Raw genomic sequence first — 24,981 nt, 5'->3', positions numbered from 1 at the left:
CTTCACGCGGGCATGGCCACCCCTTCACCCATTTGCAGGAAGTCGCGGCTATGAAGCGGGGAGTCGGCACCCCGTCGTGACCTCCCTCCAGGCTTCATCCCCGGCGCAGGCGTCCGCCCCGGCGGCATCCTCCGGCTCGAGCTGGGAGCGCTACCAGGAGTGGCTGTATCACCACCCGGAGCTGGGCTGTTTCCTCGACATCAGCCGCACCCGCGTGGATGCGGCGCTGGAGCGGCAGCTGGCCGAGCCCTTCGCCGCCGCCTTCGAGGCCATGGCGGCCCTGGAGCAAGGTGCGATCGCCAATCCGGATGAACAGCGGATGGTGGGGCACTACTGGCTGCGCGATCCCCAGCTGGCCCCCAGCGATGAGCTGCGCCAGGCGATCGAGACGGACCTCGAGCAGATCGAGAGCTTCGCCGCCGGTGTGATCAGCGGCGCCATCCGCCCTCCCCGTGCCGAGCGCTTCACCGATCTGCTGGCCATCGGCATCGGTGGATCGGCCCTGGGTCCCGAGTTCGTGGCCGAGGCCCTGGCACCGGATGAGCCGCCGCTGGCGATCCACTTCATCGACAACACCGACCCCGCCGGCATCGATCGGGTGCTCCGCCGGCTGCAGGGCCGCCTGGCGAGCACGCTGGTGGTGGACACCAGCAAGTCGGGCGGAACTCCGGAGCCCCGCAACGGCATGCTCGAGGTGCGCCACGCCTTCGAGAGGGAAGGGCTCAGCTTCCCGCCCCAGGCCGTGGCCACCACCATGCGGGGCAGCCACATGGATCAGCTCGCCCGAGAGGAGAGCTGGCTGGCGGAGTTCCCCATGTACGACTGGGTGGGGGGCCGAACCTCGGAGCTCTCGGCGGTGGGACTCCTGCCTGCCGCGCTGCAGGGCATCGACATCCGGGCGATGCTCGATGGCGCCCGCCAGATGGACGGGGCCACGCGGGTGGCCGATGTGCGCCGCAACCCCGCGGCCCTGCTGGCGATGAGCTGGCACGCCATCGGCAACGGCCGCGGCGAGAAGGACATGGTGCTGCTGCCCTACAAGGACAGCCTGCTGCTGTTCAGCCGCTACCTGCAGCAGCTGGTGATGGAGTCCCTCGGCAAGGCCGAGGATCTCGACGGCCGCCTCGTGCATCAGGGCATCGCCGTGTACGGCAACAAGGGCTCCACCGACCAGCACGCCTACGTGCAGCAACTCAGGGACGGGGTGCCCAACTTCTTCGTGACCTTCATCGAGGTGCTGGAGGACCGCAGCGGCCCGTCGATCGAGGTGGAGCGCGATGTGACCGCCGGCGACTACCTCTCGGGTTTTCTGCTCGGTACGCGTCAGGCCCTGCATGAGAACCAGCGGGAATCGATCACGATCACCATCCCGCGGGTGGATGCCCGGCGGGTGGGGGCCCTGATCGCGCTCTACGAGCGGGCCGTGGGCCTCTACGCCTCCCTGGTGAACATCAACGCCTACCACCAGCCCGGTGTGGAGGCGGGCAAGAAGGCCGCCGCCACCATCCTCGATCTGCAGCGCCAGCTGCTCGATTGCCTCCGGGCCAGCGCGTCCCCCCTGGATCTGGAGGCCCTGGCCACCGCCGCAGGCGCCGGCGACCGGCTTGAAACGGTGTATCAGGTGGTGCGGCACCTGCTGGCCAACGGCCGGCTCCGCTGCGTGGCCGGCGAACCGGCCTGCCCCCACAGCCTGGTGCTGGCGATGCCGGAGCCAGACGTCACGGCAACGGCCTGAGTGCACCGCCCGCCCGATGACCCTCGCCCTCGCCGAGCACGAGCTGCTGCTGGTGCGGCACGGGGAAACCGCCTGGAGCCTCTCCGGGCAGCACACCGGTCGCACTGACATCCCCCTTACCGCCAACGGCCGCGCCGTGGCGGCTGCCCTGGCACCGGTTCTGGCGCCGCTGCACCTGGCGGCGGTGCTTTGCAGTCCCCTCAGCCGGGCCCGCACGACCTGCGATCTGGCCGGCCTGGGCCATGAAGCCCGAATCGACGGGGACCTGAGCGAATGGGATTACGGCGACTATGAAGGCCTCACCACCGATGCGATCCACAGCCGTGCTCCCGGCTGGCTGCTCTTCCGCGATGGCTGCCCCGGCGGTGAGAGCCCCGAAGCGATCGGCGCCAGGGTGGATCGCCTGCTGGGGCGGTTGCGCGGCGGCACGGCGACTGGCCCTGTGGCCCTCTTCGCCCACGGCCATGTGCTGCGGGTGCTGGCGGCCCGCTGGCTCGGCCTGCCGGTGCGGCAGGGCGCCGGCTTCCTGCTGGACACCGCCACCCTCAGCGTCCTCTCTCACTACCGGGGGGACCCGGCGATCCGCTGCTGGAACGCTCCGATCGGCCTCTGAGTCGCCCTGCGGCCAGGTGCTCGCCTAGACGCCCAGGTCCTCCAGCAGGGCCCGCTGGCGGGACGGTGACACGAAGTGGTGAGCCGCGATGGCGCCGCTCACCGCCACCGGCGGCACGCCGATGCCCGGGAACACACCGGCGCCGGCCAGACGCAGACCGCGAATGGGGGTGCGACCGAAGGGGAACGGTCCCCGATCGGCCCCCAGGGCCGGCCCGTAGCTGCCCTGATGGACCCGCAGATAGCGCTGGTGGGTGCGCGGGGTGCCCTGCAGCTCCAGCACCAGACGCTCCTCCAGATCGGGCACCACCCGGCCGAGAACCTGCCGCAGCAGGCCGCCTCGCTCCTGCTTGAGCGCCTCGTAGGCCGCACTGCCCGGCTCCAGGTCGCGCCAGAGATGCCAGGGCTCATTGGCCGGCGTGTAGGCGTGGAGCACGTGGTGACCCGCCGGTGCCAGCGACGGATCGAGCAGCGAGGGCATCGACAGCACCAGCATGTTGCGTTCGGCGTCGATGGGGCGCTGCCAGTCGCCGACCCAGACGTGATGGACCGGCAGGGACTCCAGCCCCTCGCCGCGCAGACCCACATGCCAGTGGAGAAAGCTGGAGCAGGCCGGCGTCTGCGACAGCTGACGGCCCCAGTCGCCCGGTTCCTCCAGCAGGCGGATCGTGTCCCAGGGGCTGGCATTGCTCACCACCCCCTGCCTGGCCGCGAGGCAGTCACCACTGCTGAGCTGCACGCCGGTCGCCCGGCCATCGCGCACCAGGATCCGCTCCACCGGGGCGCCGCAACGCAGCGCGCCGCCATGGCGGCGGATCCCCCGCACCAGGGCATCGGCCACCGCCTGGCTGCCGCCCACCGGCAGCTCCAGCGTGGCCGCCGGTTCGAACCACTCCCCGAACAGGGTCACCATCGCCGCCGCGCTGGTCTGATCCAGCGGCAGCCCGGAGATCAGGAAGCAGAGCATCTCCACCCAGTGGAGCAGGAAGGGATCCCGCAGCCGGGCGCGGGCCATCGGCCCGAAGGAGCCCCGCAGGGCCGCCAGCCGGGGGGCATGGCGGAGGCCGGCCCGCAGACCGCGCCAGCCCAGCACCGCGGCCATGGCCGGATCGTCGCGGAAGCCGAGCAGGGGCAGGCTCGCCGCCGCCCGGCAGAACGGTTGCAGCCAGGCCATGAAGGCCTGCCATTCATCGGCCACGGCTGCCCCCCGCAGCTGCCGCACCGCCTCCAGAAACGGCCCACTGCCCACCCCGACCCGCAGGTCGCCCTCCGGCAGCAGCACGCCCCAGTCGCTGTAGGTCAGCACCGGCACGGACTCCCCCACCGCACGCAGCACCTGGGCCAGTGGATTGGCCGACGGCCAGCGGGACAGCCCGCTCCAGAGGGACGGTCCCGATTCGAAATGGAAGCCGCATCGCTGGAAGGCGTGGGCCGCGCCGCCGGGGCGATCGTGGGCCTCGAGCACCAGCACCTCCAGGCCATGGCGGGCGGCCAGAGCACCGCAGCAGAGGCCGCCGAGGCCGCTGCCGACGACGATCAGATCCGGACCGTCGGTCATGCCAGCGCCGCCAGGGCCTCGGCGAAGCCCGGGCCGGGGGCATCGGAGCGGCTTGTGATCTCCAGCACCCGGCCGATGCTGGCCGGGTGCTGGAGGGCATCGAGGCAGCAGCGGGCCACGAGCCGACGCGGGATGGAGCGATCCTGCTGGGTGTCGCGGCCCGAGAGCACAAGCCCCTCCTGCTCCAGCCGATCCTCCTGCTCCCGCAGGCCGCCGGGGCGGATCACGGTCCAGTCGAGGCCGCTGGTCTCGAGCGCCTGCTCGCCGATGCGCTTCCAGATCAGGATCAGCCCGAAGAGGTTGAGCGGGTGAAACAGCCGGCCGCTGCAGAGGGAACTCACCAGCAGCACCCGGCCCACACCGGCAGCGCGGCAGGCCTCCACCTGGCGCCGCACGCCGAAGGCATCCACCTTCAGCGGACCGAGAAGATCCGGGGACGGACGGGCGCCGGTGGCGATCACCAGGGACCCGCAGCCCTCCAGCGCCGCCTCGAGGGCCGCAGGGTCGCCGAAATCAAGCCGGCGGATGTCCTGGGCCGAGAGGCTCTCCGGCAGCTCGGACCCGGGGCGCACCAGCAGGCGCACCGCCCAGCCGCGCGCCACGGCCTCCTCGGCGATGCGGTAGCCGGTCTTGCCGCTCGCTCCGCTGATGGCGATCGGAACGGCGGGCGAGGAGGGGGCGGAGGCGGCCATGCCCTGGGGCGAAACAGGGCCGATTCTGTCGGGAGGAGGCCCGCCTCAGAGGGGACCCTCCTCGCACGGGCTCACCAGCGCCAGCGACGGGCCAGGCGGGAGGACGGATGCTCGCGCTGGGGGTAGGGCTGCTCGCCCTCCTCCAGTTCCACCTCGTAGCCCTGCACCTCGCGGGTCTCCTCGCGGGTGATGCAGCTGCGGCGCGGATGCTCCTTGGGCTGATCCTCGTGATCGCCGCTGAGGAACTGACCGGCCGTCACGTAGCGGTGCGAGAGGAAGGTGCCGCCCTCCTCCACCCAGAGGCGGCAGGAGCGGGCGGCCTCCTCGGCCGTGCCGTGCCAGCCGGACCAGCTGCAGGCGCCGGCTCCGGCCAGCAGCACCAGAACCAGCGCCGCCCGGACGCCTTGCCCGCGGCCTGCCCTCGTCATCGCCTCGGTGCCATGCGCTGCACCCATCCTGTTGCCGTTTCGCACGGCGGGCATCGAGCCTGAAGCGAATGGAGGCATCCCGCCATGACGGCGATCCCGGCCCTGCTGATCAGCGTGGGGGCGATCCTGCTGCTGGGCCTGCTCACCACCGCCGTGGCCGAGCGCACCCCGCTGCCGCGGGTGACGCTGCTGCTGGCCTTCGGGGTGCTGATCGGACCGGAGGCCCTCGACCTCCTGCCGGGGTTCCTGCTGGATCAGTTCGAGCTGATCGCCGATGTGACCCTGCTGATGGTGGGGTTCCTGCTGGGAAGCCGCCTCACCGGATCGGGCCTGGCGGGCGAGGCCCGCGAGGTGGTGTGGATCTCCCTGACCGCGGCCGTGATGCCGGCACTGGTGGTGAGCGGCGGGCTGGTGCTGCTGCGGATCCCCCCGCCCACGACGATCCTGCTGGGCTGCATCGCGGCCGCCACCGCGCCGACGGCGGTGCTCGATGTGGTGCAGGAGGCCGCGCCCCCGAGCGGCCCGCGGCAGCGGTTCGGGGAGCGGCTGCTGGCGATCACCGCTCTCGACGACATCTGGGCGGTGATGCTGTTCGGCGTGGGCCTCGCCGCCGCCACCGCCCTCAGCGGTCAGGGGGATGGGCTGGGTGCGGTGCTCGCGGCCCTGCGCGATCTCGGCGGCGGTGCGCTGCTGGGCATGGCCCTCGGCTGGCCGGCCGCCCTGCTGACCGGACGCCTGCGGGAGGGGCAGCCGATCCTGTTGGAAGCCCTGGGCATCGTGCTGCTCTGCGGCGGCCTGGCCCTCTGGCTGCAGGTGTCGCACCTGATCGCCGCCATGGCGATGGGAGCGGTGATCGCCAACCGGGCCACCCATCACGAGGTGCCGTTCCACGCGATCGAGGGGATCGAGTGGCCGCTGATGGTGCTGTTCTTCGTGCTGGCGGGCGCCGCCCTCGATGTGGGATCGCTGGGCAGGATCGGAGCGGTGGGGCTGGCCTATCTGGCGCTGCGGGTGGCCGGGAAGCTGCTGGGGGCACGACTCGGGGCCCGCTGGGGCCACGCCGATCCTCAGACACGGCGCTGGATCGGACTGGCCCTGCTGCCGCAGGCCGGCGTGGCCATCGGCATGGCCCTGGTGGCCAGCCATCGGCTCGGCCCTGAGGCTGAAGCCGTGCTGCCGGTGGTGATCGGGAGCACGGTCGTGTTCGAGCTGCTCGGGCCGGTGGCGCTGCGGGCGGTCCTGAGTCGATTGGCCGCCGGGGAGCCCGGCTGAGACGACGGCAACACCCGCCTCACATCATCTCCGGGCCGCTGGAGAACAGGCTGAAGTGAAGCTGATCCGGCCGGATCCCCAGCCGCTCGGAAGCCATCATCATCGCCAGGGTGGGCGATGTGGCCTCGATCATCACGACGTTCCCCTCCAGATCGCTGATCTTGTAGAGCTTCGGACCGCGGCGCTTCACCTCGGGCCAGGGGTTGGAGCAGAGCCGTCGGCCCGGTCGATCGAGATCGCGGAAGAAGGGAGCCATGGCGGGACGACAGGAACAGTGCCCGCTGCCCCGCCGGGGGCTCTGGGCGAGCGGATGTGGATCTCCTGACCCTTTTCTAGGCACGCGACTCAGGCGCGCCACCGCCGGACCTCCAGGCGCCACATCCGTTGGCAAAGCGACACGTTTCGCATTGGTGAAGCCGACCTGACGCGTTCTTCAGCTGCTGCGGTAAAGGCGCAACAGGGCATCCAGCTGCGGGCGGGACGGGGGCGGCAGCAGCTCGGCGGCCTCTCCCGCAGCACCCACCGCTGCCGGGGGCCGACCGGCCGCCGAGCGAAAGCCCGAGCGCTGCAGCAGCTCCTGGCCCTCGGACGCCAGCAGCAGCGCGATCAGGCGCTCCGCGTCCTGCCGGCGGCCGCGGGCCTCGCCGGAGAGCACACCGGCCGCCAGCACCGTTTCGTACGTGGGGTCCGGATAGAGGATCCGGTAGGTCTGCCCCTGCTGACGGGTGGCCTCGGGCTCCCGGATCAGGGCATTGCTCTCGTAGACGAAGGCCAGGTCGCCGTCGTTCGGGCCGGCGGCGATGAACTCCCGCAGGAGGATGTCGGTGGAGCGGGGCGGCTGATAGAGGGAGCGCTTCCAGAGCGACACCGCCTCCCCTTCCGCAGCCCCGCTGTGGGCCCGCGCCCACAGGGCCAGGGCGAGCTGGCCGCTGTTGGAGCGGAGCGGGTCGGTGGCCTGCAGCACGAACCGGCCCCAGTCACCCGGCCCCCCAGAGCGTCCCAGCGCCCCTGCCGCAGAGCCCGCTCCAGGGGCGGCCAGCGGAAGCCCCCTTCGCCGGCGCCGGCGAACAGGCGTTCGGCCCGCTCGGGCCAGGCCACGGCCACCAGCAGCGTGCGGGCGATCGGGCGGGGCGGCTCCAGCAGGGATTCAGCCCCCTGGCGGCGCAGGCGCTGATCGAGCGAGAGCAGGTGCTCGCGGTTGGCGGGGATCAGCACCCGGGCGCGATCGGCTGAGGGCTCGAGGGCCCGCTCCACCATGTCCTGGGAACCCTGCACCTCCCAGCGCAGGTCCACGGCGGGATTGCGGCGCTCGAACAGGCGCTCCAGCTCGGCCATGGCCGGCTCCAGCTCCGAGCCCACCGCCACCGCCAGCACGCGGCGGGGCCAGAGCGCGGGGGCGGCGGCGAGCCCCAGCCCCACCCCGCCGATCAGCAGCGAGAGCAGCCGTCTCCGCCCGGTTGACAGGCCCATCGGACACGTGCCAGGACGGCCATTGTGAAGTGGTTCAGCCCCAGCATCCGCCGGCCGTCGACCCAACGGCGCCGGGGTCGCGGTCTCCGGGCGACCGGGGCGGGCGCGGGCCTTCTGAGCCTCGCGCTCAGCCTGGCCGCCTGCGGATCGGGCGAGGGCGGCAGCGAAGAGGTGAGCCTGCTGGTGGGCAGCGCTCTGGCCCAGGTGTGCGAGGAGGCCGCCACGACGATCGCGTCACGTCGCCCCCGACTCGAGGACGGAACGGTCGTGACGATCCGCTGCCGGGCGGCGGGCAGCGGCGATGTGGTGGATGAACTGCTCGAGGCGGCACGGCAGGTGCAGAACGGCAGTCGGCCGGCCGACGACAGCACGATCCCGACGCTGATCTCCCTGGACGGCGAGCTCTATCACCAGCAGCTCCGGCACCGCATGCAGCAGCTGGAGCCCACGGCCGACTGGATCCCCGCCATCACCGACAGCCCCCGGCTGGCGAGCTCGCCGATGGTGTTCATGACCACGGCGGAGCTGGCACCCGGCCTGCGGGAGCTCAGCGATCCCTTCACCGCCCTGGCCCGGGCAAGCAGCCACCGGGAGCTCGATCCCGGCAGTGCGGACCAGCCGGTGCGCTACGTCCACACCGCACCCACCCGCTCCAACTCCGGGCTGCAGACCCTGGTGGCCCAGTTCGTGGCCGTGTCGGGCAAACGCCCCGAGGAGATCAGCAGCGCGGATGTGGCCGCCCATGCCGCCGACGTGGCCGCCATCCAGACACGGATCACGCGCTACGGCAGCTCCACCGGGGAGCTGGCCCGGGCCATGGTGCGCAACGGCCCCTTCTGGGCCTCGATCGGCTCGGTCTACGAATCCTCGGTGGTGGAAGCCAACGCGGAACGCCGTCCGGACCGCGACGCGATGGTGGCGGTGTACCCCCAGGCCACGTACACCAGCACGATGCGGGCGATCCTGCCCCGCGGTCCCTGGGTGTCGGAGCGGGAGCGCCGGGCGGCGGAGCTTGTGATCGAGGAATGGCTCAGCCCGGCGGTGCAGACGATCGTGGCCCGCCACGGCCTGCGGCCGGCCAATCCCGCGGTGGCGCCGGAGGCGATCACCCGGGCCAACGGTGTGGATCCCGAGGCCCGCTACGACTCTCTGCGCTCACCTGTCCCCGAGGTGGTGGAGGCGATGATCTCGGCCTGGGTTCAGAGCGCCAAGAAGCCCTCCCGCGTGGTGCTGGTGGTGGACAGCTCCGGCTCGATGAAGGGGGAGAAGCTGCCGGCGGTGGCCTCCAGCCTCGACCGCTACTTCCGCCGGCTCGGCCCCCGGGAGCAGGTGGCGGTGATCGATTTCGACAACCGCATCCAGCCCCCGGTGCTCGTGGACGGCTCGGAGGCCGGACAGGCCCGCGGCCGGGCCTTCCTGGCCGCACTGAAGGCCGATGGCGGCACGCACCTCTATGACGCGGTGCTCAGCGGCCGCGACTGGCTGCTCAAGCACGGCCAGCCGGAGGAGATCCTGGCGGTGGTCGTGCTCACCGACGGCTTCGACAAGGGTTCGCGCCTCTCGCTCGAGGCTCTGAATCAGCAGCTGGCCGCCAGCGGTTTCGAGGGCGACGAGCGGATCGCGGTGTTCGCGGTGGGGTACGGCGAGGCGGGCAGCTTCGATGAAGCGGTGCTCCGCAGCCTGGCCGAAGGCAACGGCGGCGAGTACAAGGAGGGCCAGAGCACCACCATCCGCCGGCTGATGGATGAGCTGCAGCTGGCCTTCTGAACCGGACCCGCTCGCATGAGGCTGCGCGTTGCCGATCCCCTGCAGCATCCCCTGGCGGTGCTGGCCGGCTCGCTGGTGGTTGTGCTGGGGGTGCGGGGCCTGGGTCTGGGATGGGGCCTGACCCTGCCGGCCGCTCTGCTGGTGACCATCGGCCTGGCCCAGCTCAGGTCGCGGCCGACGCGGCAGGGGGAATCGGACCTGATCCGCCGCAGCCGCCAGCTCTCCGGAGCCGCCGGGCGCCTCGCCGATGAAGCGGCCGCCCGCCTCAACGATCCGGACAGCCTGGCTCGCCTCTCGGCCCTGCAGCTCTGCTGTCAGCGCATCGCCGAGCTGCCCGCCCGCCTGCAGCGGCTGGAGGAGATCCGGCCCCGGGAGGCGGCTCCGCTGCTCTCGGCCGCCTCCCTGCGGACGCGGCTGCGGCAGGAGGCGCGGGCCCTGCGCCAGAGCCCCGGGCCCACCGCCCTCAGCGGCCGTCGCCGGGAGCTGATCCGCCGGCTGGAGGAGAACATTGCCCTGGCCGAGCGCGGCGCCGAGGCGCAGCGGCTGCAGCAGATCACGCTGGTGACCCTGCTGGAGGGCATCGCGGGGGAGCTGCAGGATGTGCAGGTGCGCCTGCAGCGGGACCCGCCGGCCGCCGCTCCGGGGTCCGTGGACCCGCACCGGGATCCGCTCCTGGCCGATCTGGCGGGCCAGCTCGACGCACTCGAGGGGTTCCTTGAGCCCCAGGCTTGACCCGCGGATCAGTGCGCCGCGCCAGCGGCAGCAGGCCCCTCGGGCAGCCGCGCCAGACCCAGGCGCCGGCTCAACGCCTGCATCAGAGGTTCGATCGACTCACCCTGGCGGTGGAGCAGGGCCCGGCGGCGCTCCGCCTCACTCAGCGGCTCGAGCTCCCGCCGCTGAGCGGGGAGGAGGGAGGCGTCGGCATCCGAAGCCACCGGCAGCCCCTGCTGCCGCTCCCGGTCGCGCTGCTGCAAACGCCGCTGCAGCTGCTGCTCGCTGGCCTGGCAGGCCACGATCGCGAAGGGCACGCCGTGCCGTTCGGCGAAGGCCTGCATACGGCTGCGATGGGACCGCCGCAGAAAGGTGGCATCGATCAGCACGGGGCAGCCCCCGGCCAGGGCCGCAGCGGCGAGCCGGGGCAGCACCTCCTCGAACAGGCGGCGGCTCACATCGGGCTGGTACAGCTCCGGGGTCGAAACCGGCACGGCCCCCGGACTCCCGCCGGCACTCCAGCCGACGCCCCAGAGCCCGAACAACCGCTTGCGCTCGATGTCCGAACTCAGGCGGATCAGTCCCAGTGCCGGCGCCAGCTCACGGGCCAGATGGCTCTTGCCGCTGCCGGAGAGTCCATGCATGAGCACCAGGGCCCGGGGCGGTGCGGCCATCGGGGTGGCGGCCAGATCGAGGTAGCCGAGCACGCCGGCATCGGCGGACGCCTGCCCGGCCGGACCACTCAGGGCCGCCACCTTCGCCCGCACCAGAGCCCGGTAGGTGAGGTACCAGGGCCAGAGATCGAGCGCCTCGTGCTGGCCGCTCTGCTCCAGCCAGCGGTTCAGCAGCCGCATGGCCAGAGCGGGAGCGCGCCGCTGGCGCAGGTCCATCGCCAGAAATGCGATCTCGGAGATCACATCGATCCAGCGCAGGGCGGCGCTGAACTCCAGGCCGTCGAAGAGCTCGATCCGCCCCTGCCGCATCACCATGTTGCCGAGGTGGAGATCGCCGTGGCACTCGCGCACGGCTCCCCCCTCCAGGCGGGCGCGGAAGCGGGGGGTGAGAGCGGCATGACGGTCCGCGCACCAGGCCCGCAGGGGCGCGAGCCGTGCATTGGGCACCCCACAGCGCGCCAGGGCCTCGAAGGTCTCCAGCACCGGCCGCTGCACCGCCTCCGGCGTGCCGTACGGCCCCCCGGCCGGGGCCACAGGCGCTGCGGCATGAACGCGCGCGAGCTCATCCGCCAGTCGCTCGATCGCCGCTGCGCCGACCCCGCCCCGCTGCAGCACCGCCGGCAGCAGATCCTGCTGGCGGAAGCGGCGCATCTTCACCGCCTGCTCGATCACGGGCCCGTCGCCATGGAAGGCCGCCTGCGGCAGCGGGCCATGAATCGGCTGGCAGGCGAGGTAGAGATCCGGATTGAAGCGCCGATTCAGCCGCAGCTCGGTGGCGCAGGCCTCGGCGCGCCGGGCGGGCGAGCTGAAATCGATGAAGCCGAAATTCACCGGCTTCTTGATCTTGTAGGCGTGGGCCCCGGCCAGCAGCACCCAGGAGATGTGGGTCTCGAGCAGGGTGACCTCCGCTTCCGGCGGGTCGTAGGCCTCGGGCCGCATCAGGGCGCGGATCAGCTCGCTCACGGAAACGGATCCAGCTCCCGCTCGATCTCCGCCACCTTCAGGCGGGTGCTGAGCACCGCATCCGGATTGAGGCTGATCGAATCGATGCCCTCCTCCACCAGGAAGCGGGCGAAGTCGGGATGGTCGCTGGGGGCCTGGCCGCAGAGCCCGATCCTGCGGCCGCAGCGCCGCGCCGTGCGGATGGCCAGGCTGATCATGGCCTTCACCGTCGGGTGGCGCTCGTCGAAGAGATCGGCCACCAGGGCCGAATCGCGATCGAGGCCGAGGGTGAGCTGGGTGAGGTCGTTGGTGCCGATCGAGAAGCCATCGAAGCGTTCGGCGAAGGCCTCCAGACCGATCACATTGCTGGGCAGCTCGCACATCACGTACACCTCCAGCCCGTCCTCACCGCGGACCAGCCCCTCCTCGGCCATCACCGCCAGCACCCGATCGGCCTCCTCGGGCGTGCGGCAGAACGGGATCATCGGGGTCGCCCCCTTCAGGCCCATCTCCATCCGCACCCGCCGCAGGGCCCGGCACTCCAGCGCGAAGGCCTCCCGGAATCCCGGTGCGCTGTAGCGGGAGGCCCCGCGCCAGCCGATCATCGGGTTGTCCTCCCGCGGTTCGAAGTCGGCACCGCCGAGGAGTCGGGCGTATTCGTTGGTCTTGAAGTCGGAGAAGCGCAGCACCACCGGACGGGGATGGAAGGCGGCGGCGATGCGTGCCATGCCCTGGGCCAGGCGGTCGACATAGAAGTCGCCGGGGTGGGCATAGCCCTCCGCCAGGGCCTCCACAGCCCTGCGCTGGCCGGGATCCCCGATGCGCTCCGGATGGAGCAGCGCCATCGGATGCACCTTGATGTGGTTGGCGATGATGAATTCCAGCCGGGCCAGACCGACCCCGTCGCAGGGAATGGCGGCGAGGTTGAGGGCTTCATCCGGATTGCCCACGTTCATCAGAATGCGGGTGCGGGTGGCGGGGATCTCCGCCAGTTCCACCTCCTCCACCCGCGTCGCCAACGCTCCGTCGTAGACGCGCCCCACCTCCCCCTCGCAGCAGGAGGCGGTGACGACCCGGCCATCGTCGATCGTGCGGGTGGCGTCGCCGCAGCCCACGATCGCCGGCAGCCCCATCTCACGGGCGATGATCGCCGCGTGACAGGTGCGACCGCCCTGGTCGGTGATCACACCGGTGGCCTTGCGCAGGATCGGTTCCCAGTCCGGATCGGTGCGCACGGTCACGAGCACATCGCCGTCGCGGAAGCGATCGATCTGGGAGGGGTCCTGGATCACCCGCGCCGGCCCGCTGCTCACCGCCGCGCCGATCGCCCGGCCCCTGCTCAGCACCGGGGCATGGTGGGGTTCGAGATGCCAGCGGCGCAGCACTGACCCCCGCTGCTGCGACTGCACCGTCTCCGGCCGGGCCTGAAGAACGAACAGCTCGCCGCTGCGGCCATCGCGGCCCCATTCGATGTCCATCGGCGTGGGTGTGCCGCGCACCGCGCTGTAGTGGCGCTCGATCAGGCAGGCCCAGCGGGCCAGGGTGAGCACCTCCTCATCGCTGAGGGCGAAGCGACGGCGCAGCTCCTCCGGCACCGGCTCGAGGCGGACCGGACGGCCCGCAGCACCGTCGGCGGCGGCATCGGCATAGACCAGCCGCTGGGCCTTGCTGCCGCGGCGGCGGCTGAGGATCGGCCGGTAGCCCTCCAGCAGGGTGGGCTTATGAATCAGGTACTCATCCGGGTTCACCTCCCCCTGCACCACCGTCTCGCCGAGGCCCCAGGCGGCGGTGAGGAGCACGGCATCGCGGAAGCCGCTCTCGGTGTCGATGCTGAACATCACTCCGGCCGAGCCCAGGTCCGAGCGCACCATGCGCTGCACACCGATGGAGAGGGCCACCTCCATGTGGGCGAAGCCGTGCAGCTGGCGGTAGGTGATCGCCCGATCGGTGAACAGAGAGGCGAAGCACTGCCGGCAGGCTTCGAGCAGGGCGTCGTCGCCCTGAACGTTGAGGTAGGTGTCCTGCTGACCGGCGAAGCTGGCCTCCGGCAGATCCTCGGCGGTGGCGCTGGAGCGGACCGCCACCGCCGGCGAGCCCATCGCCCGGTAGGCCGTGAGGATCGCCTCCTCGATCGGGGCCGGCAGGGGGGCTCCGGCCACCAGCCGTCGCGCTTCGGCGCCGGCCTGCTGCAGGGCCGCCAGATCGCTGCCGTCGAGTCCCTGCAGCAGGCTCTCGAGCCGCGGCCCGAGCCCGGCCGCCTCCAGCACGCGTCGGTAGGCGGCGGCGGTGACCGCGAATCCGCCCGGCACCCGCACACCCTCAGCACGCAGAGCCTGGAGCAGCTCACCCAGCGAGGCGTTCTTCCCGCCCACCTGGGCGATGTCGGCCAGGGTCACCGCCTCGAACGGCACCACCCAGCGGGGGCTGGCGAGCGACCCGGGGGAGCGGAGTGTGGATGTGCTGACCATGCGAACCTCGATCCCTACCGAAGTGCTAGTCACGCGACTGTGGCCATGTCAGCAGACCCTGATCCGTACACGATCCGTCCGCCGCGCCACCTGAACGGTGATTCGGGCGCCGACATCCGCATGCGGGTGGAGGATCTGCTCAGCGGCGAGCCACGCGATGTGGTGATCGACTGCAGCGGAGTGGAGTTCATGGACAGCAGCGGCTTCGGTTGTCTGATGGCCGCCCTGAAGCTGGCCAGGGCCCATCGGGTGGCCCTGGAGCTGCGCCACATCAACAGTCAGATCCGCACGCTGCTGGAGCTGACCGGCACCGAGGCCCTGTTCGAAACCCGCCCGGAGGACTGAGGCGGCAGACCTCAGCCGCTCAGCCCGCGAACCGGGCCAGCAGGGCCGAGGCGTCGTCGCTGAACGGAGCGGCCCCAAGGCGCCGGCTCACCTCAGCGAACAGGTGGTCGAGGGCGAGGCCGGGATCGGTCTCCGGCAGCCTCGCCGCCAGGTCCTCCAGTCCGATCAGCCCCAGAGGTGTCCGGTCCTCAGCGTCGCACTCGTAGAGGCCGTCGCTGTAGAGCAGCAGGCGCGAGTCCCGTTCGATCCGGCAGCGGCCCTCGTCGTACTCGGCGTTCTCCAGCAGGCCCACGGGCAGGTTGCGGGTGCTGAGGGGCTGCACATGGGGAGCGCCCCGCAGCAGCAGGCCGGGAGGATGACCCGCGCTGGAGTAGCGCAGCAGCCGGCTGCGGCGATCGAAGACCCCGTACCAGATGGTGAAGTAGCGGCCGCCCTGCTCCTCCATCTCAAAGCGGCGGTTCAGCTCGCAGAGCACCGCCGCCGGACGGGTGAGGGGCACGCGCAGGCTGCCGGAGCGCAGCAGATTCACCACCGACACCGAGGGCAGGGCCGCCGCCAGCCCATGGCCGGAGACGTCAAGGATGTAGAGGACGAGATGGTGGCGGTCGACCCAGAAGGAGTCGTAGGCATCACCGCCGAGGTGGAAGCAGGGCTGGAAGCGGCCCACCACCTGCACATCCCCCTCCAGCCGGACCGGGAGCAGCTGCTGCACATAGCGGGCCGCCGCCTGGATCTCGGTCTCCATCAGGCTGTGCTGGGCCTGCAGATCCGCCGAGAGCAGCCGCAGCCGCTCGGCGGCGTCATGCAGCCGCAGGCCGCAGCGCACGCGCGCCATCAGCTCCTCCTGGCTGATCGGCTTGCTGAGGAAATCGTCCGCACCGCAGTCGAGCCCGCGGATGCGATCGGGCTCGCCCGAGCGGGCGGTGAGCAGGATGAAGTGGCAGCCGCTCAGGGCGGGATCGGCCTTGAAGGCCGAGCAGACCTGGAGGCCATCCATCCCCTCCATCTCCCAGTCGCAGAGCACCACGGCAGGCGGGCCGCCGGTGCGGGCCAGTTCGAGCGCCTCAGGACCGGATCCGGCATCGAGCACCCGCTGACCGTTGCGGCTGAGGCGGGCCGCGGTGATGCGCCGGTGCACCGGGTCGTCATCAACCACGAGCACCGGGGGGGCATCGATCCGGCAGGCCGCGGGCTCCATCAGCCGGGGTCGGTCTCCTGCGTCTCGGACGGATCCCCTGTCGCTCCGCCCAGGGCGCGCAGGGCCGCCTCACGCTCGCGACGGAGGCGCTCCAGCAGCGGGCCAGGACAGTCGGGGCCGGGGGGCTCGCCGGCCTCCAGGTCGGCGCAGAGCGCCGACAGGGCCGCCGCACCGATGCCGGCGCTGGCTGAGCGCAGCCGATGCAGACCGGCCCGCCAGCGTTCGGCGGGCAGACCTGGATCCGCCAGCCGATCCAGGGTTCGCTGCGAGTCGTCGGCGAAGGTGCGCACCAGATCCGCCAGGCCGGCCTCATCCCCTTCGAAGAGACTCCTGAGCTCCTGCCAGATGGCTGGATCGAGCACGGTTGACGCTGAACCCGGAGCGGCATCCGGGCCTGAGGGGTCAAAGGCCATCAATCGTTCGGGGGTGCGGAGGGACGGGCCGGGACCGCCTCGGCGTCGCGGTAGCGGCGGAAGGCGTCGCGCAGCTGAGCGGCCTTGATCGGCTTGGAGAGGAAGTCGTTCATGCCGGCGGCGAGGCAGCCCTGCCGCTGGGAGTTGAAGGAATAGGCCGTCAGGGCGATCACGTAGGGCTGGGGCCCCGGCCGCCGCCGCAACCGGCGCGTGGCCTCCAGGCCATCCATCTCCGGCATCTCGATGTCCATCAGCACCACATCGGCTCTGTGGCTCTCCAGCCAGGTGAGCACTTCGGCGCCATCGCTCACGAGGGCCGCCTCGATCCCGAGTTTCCGGAGCATGAGCTGGATCACCCGCTGGTTGACCGGGTTGTCCTCCGCCACCAGCAGCCGCAGGTCGGAGAAGTCGTCCTCCAGAGGAGCGTTCCCGCCCTCGCCGGGTTCCGCCGCAGCCGGGGCGTCAGCCGCCGGCCCGGCGAGCGGCAGGGCCAGGGAGACCGTGAAGACGCTGCCCTGACCGGGGGTGGACGCCGCCTCGATGCGGCCGCCCATCAGCTCGGTGAGCCGGCGGCTGATGGCCAGGCCCAGGCCCGTGCTGCCGCCCTTGACCTCGGCCTTCACATCGCGGGAGAAGTCCTCGAAGATCACGGCGAGGAACTCCCGGCGGATGCCGATGCCGCTGTCGCTCACCACCAGCCGCAGATCCTGACGCTCGCCTGTTGCAGGCGGGGCCTCCACCTCCAGCTTCAGCCAGCCGGTTTCGGTGTACTTCACCGCATTGCTGAGCAGATTCACCAGGATCTGGCGCAGACGCATCCGGTCCCCCAGCAGCGGCGGAGGCCAGAGCTCGGGACCCGTGCGGCGGAGCTGCAGGCCCTTGCTCTCCGCCAGCGGCTGGATCAGGGCGAGGCAGTCGTCGAGCAGCGAGCGCAGGTCGAAGCGCCGCTCGCACAGTTCCATGCGATCGGCCTGGATGCGGCTGATGTCGAGGATGTCGGAGATCAGGGCCAGCAGGTGCTCACCGCTGGTGTGCAGGGTGTCGACCAGTTCCTGCTGACGCTCGTCGAGCGAGGTGTCCATGAGGAGCTCGCTCATGCCGATCACGGCATTCATCGGCGTGCGGATCTCATGACTCATGTTGGCCAGGAAGATGGTCTTGGCCCGGTTGGCGGCCACCGCTTCGTCGCGGGCGGAACGCAGCTCGGCGGTGCGGCGCCGCACCTGCTCCTCGAGGGTGTCGTTGGCCTGCCGCAGCTGCCGCTCGCTGCGGGCCAGGTCGCTGATGTTGCGGATGGCCGTGATCAGGCTCTCCCGGCCCGGGATCCACACCGGCGCCCAGGTGAGGGACACCGTTTCCCAGGGCAGACCGGGATTGAGCTGAAACACCCGTGCGCCGGTGTTGAGGGTGCGGAAATCGGCGAGGAACAGCCCGCAGGCTTCCGCATTCTCCGGGCTGTGAATGTCTTCGAGGATGGTGCAGAGATCGCTACCGAGCAGGAACATGCGCCGCCGGCCGGCCAGCTCCTCGAAGGCCGTGTTGCACCACTCGATCGCATTGGCCCGGCTGGTGATCACCAGGGCCTCATCCACTACGCTCAGCGCCGCCTCGAGCGTGCCGAGGCTGTGGCGCAGGCTGGCGATGACCTCGTCGCTGGACTGGCCCATGCCCCCTCAGGCCGGACCGTCGAGCACGAAGCGGTAGCGCACATCGCCCCGGCGCAGCCGTTCGATCGCCGTGTTGAGCTCGGCCATCGGCAGGTGCTCCACCGCGGGGCGGATGCCGTGGCGCCCGCAGAACTCCATCATCTTCACCAGGCTGGCCGGCGAGGAGGTGGGGCTGCCCGTGATCGAGCGGCGGGTGGCGATCAGATCGAAGGCCGCCACGGGAATGGGCTCCAGCACGGCGCCGAGCTGATGCAGGCGGCCGCGGGGGGCCAGGGCGCCGATCACCGCCGCCCAGTCGAGGCTGTGGTTGCTGGTGTTGATGATCAGATCAAAGCGTCCGGCGCAGCCGCCCAGATCCGCCAGGGCGACCACCTCATGGGCACCGAAGCCGATCGCCTCCTGCCGCTTGGCCGGCGTGGTGGTCAGGGCGGTGACCTCGCAACCCCAGGCGCGGGCGAACTGGAGCGCCAGATGGCCCAGACCACCGATGCCGATCACCGCGACCCGCGCCGTGGGCGAGACGGCCTCATCGATCAGAGGGGCGAAGACGGTGACGCCACCGCAGAACAGCGGACCGGCATCCTCCGGAGCCACCGAGTCGGGAATGGGCACGGCCCAGTCCTGATGGGCCATCACGTGGCTGGCGAATCCGCCCTGCCGACCGACGATGGTGGATTCGAGTGAGCCGCAGAGGTTGGCGTCCCCACCGAGGCAGCGGATGCAGTGGCGGCAGCTGCCCGAGATCCAGCCCAGCCCCCGCAACTGGCCGATCAGATCGGGGTTCACGCCCGGCCCCACCGCGCAGACCCGGCCGACCACTTCGTGGCCGGGAACGAGGGGGAAGCTGCTGAGGCCCCAGGCGTTGTCCAGCATGGAGACGTCGCTGTGGCAAAGGCCGCAGTGCAGCACCTCCAGCACCAGCTCATCCTCCGCCGGTTCCGGCAGGTGGGCGGTGGCGCGGGAGAGGGGCTCGCCGGGGGCTCCGCTCTGCCAGACACTGACTTCCATGAACCGACCGCCGTGAGCCTCAGCTCCGTTCTAGCGATCGGAGCCGAACCGTTCTGAGTCAGCCATCCACGCCTCTGTCATGACCCTGCCGCTCCGCCCCCTGGTGACCCAGCCCCGCTGGCTGCGCAATGCCCTGCTGCTGCCGCTCTGGTTCCTCAACGCCTGGCTGCTGCTGCGCCTGATGGCTTATCTCCAGCCCTTCCTCACCATCTTCATCCTGGCGGTGGTGGTGGCGATCCTGGTGGACCTGCCGGTGCGGCGGCTGCAGCGGATCGGCCTCGGGCGGGGCCTCAGCCTGCTGGTGGTGGTGGTGGCGGCCGTGCTGCTGCTGACCGGGGGCGCCGTGGTGCTCAGCCCGCTGCTGGCCGGTCAGGTCCGCAGCCTGATGGCAGCCCTGCCCACCTGGGTGGATTCCGCCCAGGGCCTCGCGGCCTGGGTCCAGTCGCTGGCGGCGCTGCATGGCGGCAGCGGTGCCGGCGCCTCCCTGATGGAGTCGCTGCAGGCCCAGGTGGCCAACCTGGCCGGTTCGGTGGTGGGAGTCCTGCCCGATCTGTTCAGCGCCAGCGTCAGCGCCGGTCTGTTTCTGTTCCTCACCCTGATCCTCACGGTGTTCCTGCTGGTGGGGGGGCCGTCGGCCTGGGACGGCCTGATGCGCTGGCTGCCACCCTGGTGGCGCCAGCGCATCGGCCGGGAACTGCCTGTGCGGATTCGCACCTTCCTGCGGGGGCAGGTGATCCTGGCCTTCGGCTTCAGCGTGGTGCTGGCGCTGGTGTTCACGCTGGTCGGCGTTCCCTACGGCGCCCTGTTCGGCTTTCTGATCGGCATGGCGAGCATGCTCCCCTTCATGGGTGCCATCGCCCAGGTGTCGGTGAGCGGCTTCCTGATGGTGAACAACCTCTCAGTGGGGATCACCGTGTTCGTGATCGCCTTCGTTCTGGGCCAGATCCTCGACAACGTGATCGTGCCGCGCGTGATGGGCAGCATGGTGGGCCTCAATCCCCTCTGGCTGCTCTTCACCCTCTTCCTCGGGGCCAAGGTGGCCGGTCTGCCGGGCATCCTGCTGGCGATTCCCGTGGCCAGCACGGTGAACGTGATCGCCGAGGACTGGATGGCCGATCAGATCGAAGCGGCCTCGGAGAGCCAGGAGACCGGCGCAGAGGTCAATGAGGAGAGGGGAGGATCGGAGCGCTCCAGCACGGGGGCCGCCTGATCACGATCAGCCTGCGCTGGAGCGGTCCTGGCACCATCTGATGCACTCGCCCAGCGGCAGGGGATCACAGATGGCACGGCCCTGGATCAGATCCACCTCGGACTGGCGAAGCTGAGCGGCGCCGTTGGCGTCATCGATGTTCTTGACAGCCAGGAGGGAGCCGCAGGCATGGGCGTAGGCCGCCAGGGCGTTCACCATGGCCAGGTCGGCGGTGGTGGTGCCGCTGAGGTCGAAGCGGGACCCATCGATCTTCAGCACGGCCGGCCCCTGATCCCGCAGAGCGATCAGGTTGCCGTGCACGGTTGTGAAATCGTCGATGGAGAGCTGCACGCCATGCTCCGCCAGCAGGAGAAGGCAACGTTGCGCCGTGGGCGACTGAAAGGCGGCGGGGGTGATCTCCGCAGCGAGGCCTCTGAGGGAATTCCGCCGCGGCCAGTTCACCAGCACGGCATTGGCCGTCTCCGCAGTGAGCTGGCTGGGCAGGAGATTCACGCAGAGTTGCACGGTGTCATCAAAGGCGGAGCGGATGATGTCCAGATCGCGGGTGAGCAGACGCAGCAGCAGCGGCTGCAGGCGTCGGAGCAGACCGTGGGACTCGAGCACATCGATGAAGTCGCAGGCGGGGACAAGGGCGTCGTCCAGTCGCCAGCGCAACAGGGCTTCCAGCCCCCACGTCACTCCCGTCGCGGCATCAACGATGGGCTGATAACTCAGATCGAAGCGGTCGGCAGCCACAGCCTGAGCGAGACGCTCGGACAACGACTGCCGCCGGGACTGCTGATCGGACAGGTCGGTTCGGAAGAGCCGGTACTGGGTGCCGGGCGTGGCCTTGGCGTCGTAGAGCGCTTCATCGGCAGCGGCGATCAGCGCGTCCTTCGCCTCGGCATGCTCGGGGAACAGAGCCACGCCGATGCTGAAATTCAGATTGAGCCGGGCATCGTCAAGCTGAAACGGATGGGAGAGTTCAGCCATCAGGCGCATCAGGGCGCGATCCAGATCCGCCATCGATGAGAAGCCGGTCAAAGACAGAGCGAACTCATCGCCGCCGATCCTGGCCACGGCAGAGAAGCCCGCTCTGGTGACACGGCTGAGGCGAGAAGCGGTCTCAGCCAGCACGGCATCGCCGGCAGGGTGGCCATGCTGGTCGTTCACGGCCTTGAATGAGTCGATGTCGAGCGTGATCACAGCCAGGGGGGTCTGACTGCGCTCGGCTCGCCGGATGTCGTGGTGGAGTTGGCGGTGAAAGGCCTTGCTGTTGCAGGCTCCGGTGAGTGGATCCTCCAACGCCTGATGCTGGAGGTCCTGGATGGTGGAGCGCAGCAGGGTGACATCCTTGACGGTGATGATGATGGAGGAAGCTGGAAGCGGCGTTGACAGACACTGCAGCTCCAGAACGACCCAGATCTCGGAGCCATCGGCACATGTGAGCGGCATGCAGCGTGAACCAGCGCCTTCGGCAGGATGCGTAAGCATGTGGCGCAGCTCAGCGAGAAGGGGCCCTGAGTCCTGAGGTGACAGCAGCAGGGACAAGGGCCGCGCCGTGAGGTGCTCCAATGCAAAGCCGCTGAGGTTGCCAAGCTCCGGATTGGCCAATGTGATGGTCAGATCCTGATCAAGGGCCATCACACCGAACTCACGGGTGTTGAACACCATCTCGAAGACGGAGGACAGTTCAGCCGCGTGCAACTGCTTCTTCGCCTCAGCCGTGATATCGGAGAGGGTGCCCACGAGGTAGGAAGCACCATCCTCAGCAATGCTCGTTGCAGTTTCTCTCATCCAGACCTCACGGCTGCCAGTCACCAGAAAGCGATAGTTCAGCAAGACCGGCCCTGACGGCCGATTTTGCCTCTGGGCCTTGACCCGCTCCCTGTCGTCAGGATGAATGCACCCGTCAAACAGGCCGGGATCCACAACCAGGCGATCGCCATCAAGGCCAGTAATGTCCGCAAAGCGTTGACTGACGAACACAAAGCGCCCCTCGCCCTCCAGCTCGCGTTTGAAGATGCCTTCCTGCAATGTATCCGCAACTCGGTTGAGATCCGCCAGTGTTGATTCCGCTGTTCGGCGCAGGCGCACAATGGTTGAGATGTCAGTGATGGTCACGATCACACCGCTCCGGTTCGCCGGGATGGTGCTGTACGGAACAAAGCGCAACAGATACGCCGACTTGCTGTTCTCACACTCCAGGGTGACAACCTGTTGATCCTGAACAACACCCAACAGCACACGCTCCAGGTCATGGATGGGAACCGTTGTGGGCACAGACATCAAGGTTGAGCCGACATCGGACTCGACAAGCGCGAAGACGCGCACCGCCAGAGAGGAGAACCGCTGAATCCGAAGCATCTCATCGAGAATGATCAGCCCCTGAGAGAGCGCTTGCTGAATGTTGCGCAGGTCGCAGTTGGCCAGTTCAAGCTGAGCGCTGCGCTCGCGGAGTTCTTCATTCAGGCAGGCAAACTCCTGATTCGAAGCCTGCAGCTCCTCATTCGAGGCTTCCAGCTCTTCGTTGGACGACTGCAGTTCTTCCGATGAGGCCTGCAATTCCTCGGATGAGGCCTCGAGCTCCTCATTGGCAGACTGGAGCTCCACCATGTAGACCCGCTGCGATTCCTTCGTCTCCAACAACTCCTCTTCAAGGCGGTGGACTTCCTCGGCCAGTTGCAGCTGAGGCACGTCGAGCGATGTCTTCTGACTCTGGGGGAATGTGATCGGTGCGGAGATCGGCCGGAAGCTCAACAGCTTGAACGGCCTGCCATCCAGCGGAAGCGCCGTGAGAACCAATGCCACCGGGTCACGGCCGGCTCCGGATGACAGGGGCAGAGAGGAGACACAGCTGGCGCCCCCCTCCAGAGCAACGAGAAGTCCCCGTACAGCAGATCGCCATTCCGGCCTGATGAGCCTGAGCAGGGAATGGGTCAACTGGCCCGGAGGGATCTGGCAGAAGGCGGACACATCACCGATCACCTCCAGCACGCGATCCCGGTCATCGAGCACCAGGGATGGCTCCACCGCCGCGGCAACGATGGCGTACCAGAAGCTGCTGCCGTAGGACTGGGACGATGTCGAGAATTGCGCGCGCTGGTCCCTGCTCCGACTTGGCGACTGGTTGGTGGGTTTGGTCGCCACAGCAGGGGCACGCAGTGTACGGACCGTTGAGCCGCCGTAGCGGGAATAGATGTGGTGCTCACCATTGAGGATGGCGAGTCCCTGAGACTGGGTTCGAAGGATTTCCGATGGCCCCAGGATCAGCAGACCACGATCAACCAGGCTGAACCGGAACGTATCGAAGATTTTGTCTTGCATCTGGTTTGAGAAATAGATCAGCGTATTGCGACAGGAAATCACATCAATCTCCGGAAAGGGAGGGTCCTGAGAGAGATCGTGCCTTGCAAACACGGCACAGTCTCGAATGTCCTCTCGAATGCGGTACATGTAGCCCTGAGAGACGAGATAGCGCGAGCGAAGTGCACTCGGTATGGCCTGCACTGCATCGGGCGTGTAGACCGCGCGTCGGGCAATCGTGAGACTCTCCTCATCCAGATCCGTACCGAACAGCTTGAGCCTGCGGCCGAGATCCGGTGGATTGCCAAGGATCTCGCTCGCAAGCATGGCAACCGAATACAGCTCTTCCCCCGTCGCACAACCCGGCACCCAGATCCGCATCTGCCGGTCGTCATCAGCCACAATTGGCAGATCGCGCATTGCCTGAGCGAGGCAGGCAAACACATCAGGATCACGGAAAAAGGCCGTCACACTGACCAGCATGTTTCGTGTCAGCTCATTCGCCTCATCCGGGGAATCCCTGAGCAGATCGAGATAGCTCTTCAGAGATTCCACGCCAGCCACAACCATCCTTCGCCGGATCTGGCGACGCAATGTGGAGCGCTTGTACTGAGAGAAATCAATGCCGCGCCGCTTCAGGATCAGTTTGGTCACATCAAGCAGAAGGTCGTCCTGCTGCTGCTGCTCCTGGTATCGCTCGCCCTGCTGCTGCTCCTCCCGGCTCATCTGAGCAGGATCTGATTGCTCAGGAAGGTCAGGCACGTCAGGCCGGAGATAGCGCTCCAACGCAGACCCGATGGTCCCGGCATCGAGAGCCCATTCCGCACCCCCGTAGGCGAACGCTGATTGGGGCATGGACGAAAAGCGAGCCGTTGCCGGGTTCTGAACAATGGTCAGGCCACCACCGCTGCGGATCGCCCGCAGGCCCATGGCGCCATCCGAGCCAGAGCCGGAGAGAACGATGCCGATGCAGCGCTCTGCCCAGCTGCTGGCCGCCGAGTGGAAGAACCTGTCAATGCTTGGAACGGAGAAAGCGCCCTCCTGCGGCTGCACAAACGCAATCGTGCTGCCGTTGAGGGTGAGATCCCGGCCGGGCTGCGCAACCACCAGAGCGCCTGGCCTGAGGGCCATTCCATCGGCCGCCAGCACGACCTCCAACGCGGTCTTCCGGCTCAGATAGTCCGGCAGGTTGGTCGGCTTGTCCGGGGCGACATGCATCGCCAGGATCACGGCCAGGCCGGAGAGCGCTGGCAGGCCCGCCAGAAGCTCCTCGATGGCCTCCAGGCCACCCGCTGAAGCGCCGATGCAGACCAGGTGGCTGACGGAATCACCGCTGCCGGCCTCGCCGGGCTCAGACGCGTCCCACCCCTGCTCCGGAGTCCGGCGCCCTTCGGCCCCGACTGGCTGAGCATCCGTCGATGGTGGCGAGGCGCTGCCCTGACCGGGAGCAGCAGCATCACCACGTTGCCGGCGTTGGGAATCATTCCCAGGATCTCGGGCCTCCGGCATGTCTTGGGGTTCTTCTT

General features: G+C 69.5%; 19 protein-coding genes and 1 pseudogene. 7 read left to right on the top strand and 13 right to left on the bottom strand.

Annotated features, from left to right (window positions below):
* Positions 1-163: 163 nt before the first annotated feature.
* Both EVJ50_RS01170 and EVJ50_RS01165 read left to right on the top strand, forming a co-directional pair.
* Positions 164-1,735 carry a glucose-6-phosphate isomerase gene (locus EVJ50_RS01170; RefSeq protein ID WP_370455626.1) on the top strand — a complete coding sequence of 524 codons (1,572 nt, stop codon included), beginning with the start codon at positions 164-166 and terminating at the stop codon, positions 1,733-1,735.
* A gap of 16 nt (positions 1,736-1,751) precedes the next feature.
* On the top strand, positions 1,752-2,348 hold the full coding sequence (locus EVJ50_RS01165) for a histidine phosphatase family protein (RefSeq protein WP_150881991.1): 597 nt from the start codon (positions 1,752-1,754) through the stop codon (positions 2,346-2,348).
* A gap of 24 nt (positions 2,349-2,372) precedes the next feature.
* Here EVJ50_RS01165 and EVJ50_RS01160 read toward each other — a convergent pair whose 3' ends face one another.
* The 3 genes from EVJ50_RS01160 to EVJ50_RS01150 form a co-directional block, all read right to left on the bottom strand.
* Positions 2,373-3,905, bottom strand: a complete 1,533-nt coding sequence (locus EVJ50_RS01160) for an NAD(P)/FAD-dependent oxidoreductase (protein ID WP_150881990.1) — start codon at positions 3,903-3,905, stop codon at positions 2,373-2,375.
* Positions 3,902-4,597, bottom strand: a complete 696-nt coding sequence (locus EVJ50_RS01155; protein WP_150881989.1) for an SDR family oxidoreductase — start codon at positions 4,595-4,597, stop codon at positions 3,902-3,904. The genes EVJ50_RS01160 and EVJ50_RS01155 overlap by 4 nt, the downstream gene beginning before the upstream one ends.
* A 71-nt stretch (positions 4,598-4,668) precedes the next feature.
* Entirely contained in the window at positions 4,669-5,025 is a 357-nt protein-coding gene (locus EVJ50_RS01150) for a hypothetical protein (protein WP_150881988.1), read from the bottom strand.
* A gap of 84 nt (positions 5,026-5,109) precedes the next feature.
* Here EVJ50_RS01150 and EVJ50_RS01145 point away from each other — a divergent pair, with 84 nt between their 5' ends.
* Positions 5,110-6,297: a cation:proton antiporter gene (locus tag EVJ50_RS01145; protein ID WP_150881987.1), complete on the top strand. Its 1,188-nt coding sequence runs from the start codon at positions 5,110-5,112 to the stop codon at positions 6,295-6,297.
* A gap of 19 nt (positions 6,298-6,316) precedes the next feature.
* On the opposite strand, the gene EVJ50_RS01140 is transcribed toward EVJ50_RS01145, so the two are convergent.
* The 3 genes and pseudogenes from EVJ50_RS01140 to EVJ50_RS15165 form a co-directional block, all read right to left on the bottom strand.
* Positions 6,317-6,553, bottom strand: a complete 237-nt coding sequence (locus EVJ50_RS01140; protein WP_150881986.1) for a hypothetical protein — start codon at positions 6,551-6,553, stop codon at positions 6,317-6,319.
* Positions 6,554-6,730: 177 nt separating this feature from the next.
* The gene (locus tag EVJ50_RS15170; protein WP_255452575.1) at positions 6,731-7,261 is read right to left on the bottom strand and encodes a substrate-binding domain-containing protein; all 531 of its coding nucleotides are present in this window, start codon (positions 7,259-7,261) and stop codon (positions 6,731-6,733) included.
* A gap of 128 nt (positions 7,262-7,389) precedes the next feature.
* Positions 7,390-7,767 (bottom strand): annotated as a pseudogene (locus tag EVJ50_RS15165) (substrate-binding domain-containing protein); the annotation flags it as partial.
* Positions 7,768-7,791: 24 nt separating this feature from the next.
* On the opposite strand from EVJ50_RS15165, the gene EVJ50_RS01125 reads away from it, so the two are divergent.
* Positions 7,792-9,534, top strand: coding sequence for a VWA domain-containing protein (locus EVJ50_RS01125; RefSeq protein ID WP_225323009.1), 1,743 nt, complete (start codon positions 7,792-7,794; stop codon positions 9,532-9,534).
* Between the two features lie 15 nt (positions 9,535-9,549).
* Complete coding sequence (locus tag EVJ50_RS01120; RefSeq protein ID WP_150881983.1) at positions 9,550-10,266, top strand: hypothetical protein; 717 nt, start codon at positions 9,550-9,552, stop codon at positions 10,264-10,266.
* A gap of 8 nt (positions 10,267-10,274) precedes the next feature.
* Here EVJ50_RS01120 and EVJ50_RS01115 read toward each other — a convergent pair whose 3' ends face one another.
* Both EVJ50_RS01115 and ppsA read right to left on the bottom strand, forming a co-directional pair.
* Positions 10,275-11,882: a bifunctional aminoglycoside phosphotransferase/ATP-binding protein gene (locus EVJ50_RS01115; RefSeq protein ID WP_150881982.1), complete on the bottom strand. Its 1,608-nt coding sequence runs from the start codon at positions 11,880-11,882 to the stop codon at positions 10,275-10,277.
* Positions 11,879-14,329, bottom strand: coding sequence for a phosphoenolpyruvate synthase (gene ppsA, locus EVJ50_RS01110; RefSeq protein WP_150881981.1), 2,451 nt, complete (start codon positions 14,327-14,329; stop codon positions 11,879-11,881). Before ppsA ends, EVJ50_RS01115 begins: the two co-directional genes overlap by 4 nt.
* Before the next feature lie 45 nt (positions 14,330-14,374).
* Here ppsA and EVJ50_RS01105 point away from each other — a divergent pair, with 45 nt between their 5' ends.
* Positions 14,375-14,674: an STAS domain-containing protein gene (locus EVJ50_RS01105; RefSeq protein WP_150881980.1), complete on the top strand. Its 300-nt coding sequence runs from the start codon at positions 14,375-14,377 to the stop codon at positions 14,672-14,674.
* 19 nt (positions 14,675-14,693) lie between these two features.
* On the opposite strand, the gene EVJ50_RS01100 is transcribed toward EVJ50_RS01105, so the two are convergent.
* From EVJ50_RS01100 to EVJ50_RS01085, 4 genes are read right to left on the bottom strand one after another with little or no spacing between them, the layout of a single operon-like run.
* Positions 14,694-15,872, bottom strand: a complete 1,179-nt coding sequence (locus tag EVJ50_RS01100; RefSeq protein ID WP_150881979.1) for a PP2C family protein-serine/threonine phosphatase — start codon at positions 15,870-15,872, stop codon at positions 14,694-14,696.
* Complete coding sequence (locus tag EVJ50_RS01095) at positions 15,872-16,285, bottom strand: Hpt domain-containing protein (RefSeq protein ID WP_150881978.1); 414 nt, start codon at positions 16,283-16,285, stop codon at positions 15,872-15,874. Before EVJ50_RS01095 ends, EVJ50_RS01100 begins: the two co-directional genes overlap by 1 nt.
* A complete protein-coding gene (locus EVJ50_RS01090; protein ID WP_150881977.1) occupies positions 16,285-17,952 on the bottom strand; it encodes a response regulator in 1,668 nt (555 codons plus the stop codon). The genes EVJ50_RS01095 and EVJ50_RS01090 overlap by 1 nt, the downstream gene beginning before the upstream one ends.
* Before the next feature lie 6 nt (positions 17,953-17,958).
* The gene (locus tag EVJ50_RS01085; protein ID WP_150881976.1) at positions 17,959-18,960 is read right to left on the bottom strand and encodes an NAD(P)-dependent alcohol dehydrogenase; all 1,002 of its coding nucleotides are present in this window, start codon (positions 18,958-18,960) and stop codon (positions 17,959-17,961) included.
* Positions 18,961-19,039: 79 nt separating this feature from the next.
* Between EVJ50_RS01085 and EVJ50_RS01080 the strand changes: the two genes are divergently transcribed.
* Positions 19,040-20,170 (top strand): AI-2E family transporter, encoded by a 1,131-nt coding sequence (locus EVJ50_RS01080; protein WP_150881975.1) that lies wholly within the window; start codon positions 19,040-19,042, stop codon positions 20,168-20,170.
* 6 nt (positions 20,171-20,176) lie between these two features.
* Here the strand turns inward: EVJ50_RS01080 and EVJ50_RS01075 are convergent, their stop codons facing one another.
* Complete coding sequence (locus EVJ50_RS01075) at positions 20,177-24,964, bottom strand: chemotaxis protein CheB (protein ID WP_150881974.1); 4,788 nt, start codon at positions 24,962-24,964, stop codon at positions 20,177-20,179.
* Between the last annotated feature and the right edge of the window lie 17 nt (positions 24,965-24,981).

The organism is Synechococcus sp. RSCCF101 (assembly GCF_008807075.1).
Classification (GTDB): domain Bacteria; phylum Cyanobacteriota; class Cyanobacteriia; order PCC-6307; family Cyanobiaceae; genus RSCCF101.
This window is presented reverse-complemented; position numbering and strand designations above follow the sequence as displayed.

Coding starts and splice junctions, on each gene's coding strand:
- EVJ50_RS01085 (WP_150881976.1), bottom strand. CDS start 18,960: ATGGAAGTCAGTGTCTGGCAGAGCGGAGCCCCCGGCGAGCCCCTCTCC.
- EVJ50_RS01105 (WP_150881980.1), top strand. CDS start 14,375: ATGTCAGCAGACCCTGATCCGTACACGATCCGTCCGCCGCGCCACCTG.
- EVJ50_RS01100 (WP_150881979.1), bottom strand. CDS start 15,872: ATGGAGCCCGCGGCCTGCCGGATCGATGCCCCCCCGGTGCTCGTGGTT.
- EVJ50_RS01075 (WP_150881974.1), bottom strand. CDS start 24,964: ATGCCGGAGGCCCGAGATCCTGGGAATGATTCCCAACGCCGGCAACGT.
- EVJ50_RS01095 (WP_150881978.1), bottom strand. CDS start 16,285: ATGGCCTTTGACCCCTCAGGCCCGGATGCCGCTCCGGGTTCAGCGTCA.
- EVJ50_RS01120 (WP_150881983.1), top strand. CDS start 9,550: ATGAGGCTGCGCGTTGCCGATCCCCTGCAGCATCCCCTGGCGGTGCTG.
- EVJ50_RS01165 (WP_150881991.1), top strand. CDS start 1,752: ATGACCCTCGCCCTCGCCGAGCACGAGCTGCTGCTGGTGCGGCACGGG.
- EVJ50_RS01090 (WP_150881977.1), bottom strand. CDS start 17,952: ATGGGCCAGTCCAGCGACGAGGTCATCGCCAGCCTGCGCCACAGCCTC.
- EVJ50_RS01150 (WP_150881988.1), bottom strand. CDS start 5,025: ATGACGAGGGCAGGCCGCGGGCAAGGCGTCCGGGCGGCGCTGGTTCTG.
- EVJ50_RS01080 (WP_150881975.1), top strand. CDS start 19,040: ATGACCCTGCCGCTCCGCCCCCTGGTGACCCAGCCCCGCTGGCTGCGC.
- EVJ50_RS01145 (WP_150881987.1), top strand. CDS start 5,110: ATGACGGCGATCCCGGCCCTGCTGATCAGCGTGGGGGCGATCCTGCTG.
- EVJ50_RS01140 (WP_150881986.1), bottom strand. CDS start 6,553: ATGGCTCCCTTCTTCCGCGATCTCGATCGACCGGGCCGACGGCTCTGC.
- EVJ50_RS01160 (WP_150881990.1), bottom strand. CDS start 3,905: ATGACCGACGGTCCGGATCTGATCGTCGTCGGCAGCGGCCTCGGCGGC.
- EVJ50_RS01155 (WP_150881989.1), bottom strand. CDS start 4,597: ATGGCCGCCTCCGCCCCCTCCTCGCCCGCCGTTCCGATCGCCATCAGC.
- ppsA (WP_150881981.1), bottom strand. CDS start 14,329: ATGGTCAGCACATCCACACTCCGCTCCCCCGGGTCGCTCGCCAGCCCC.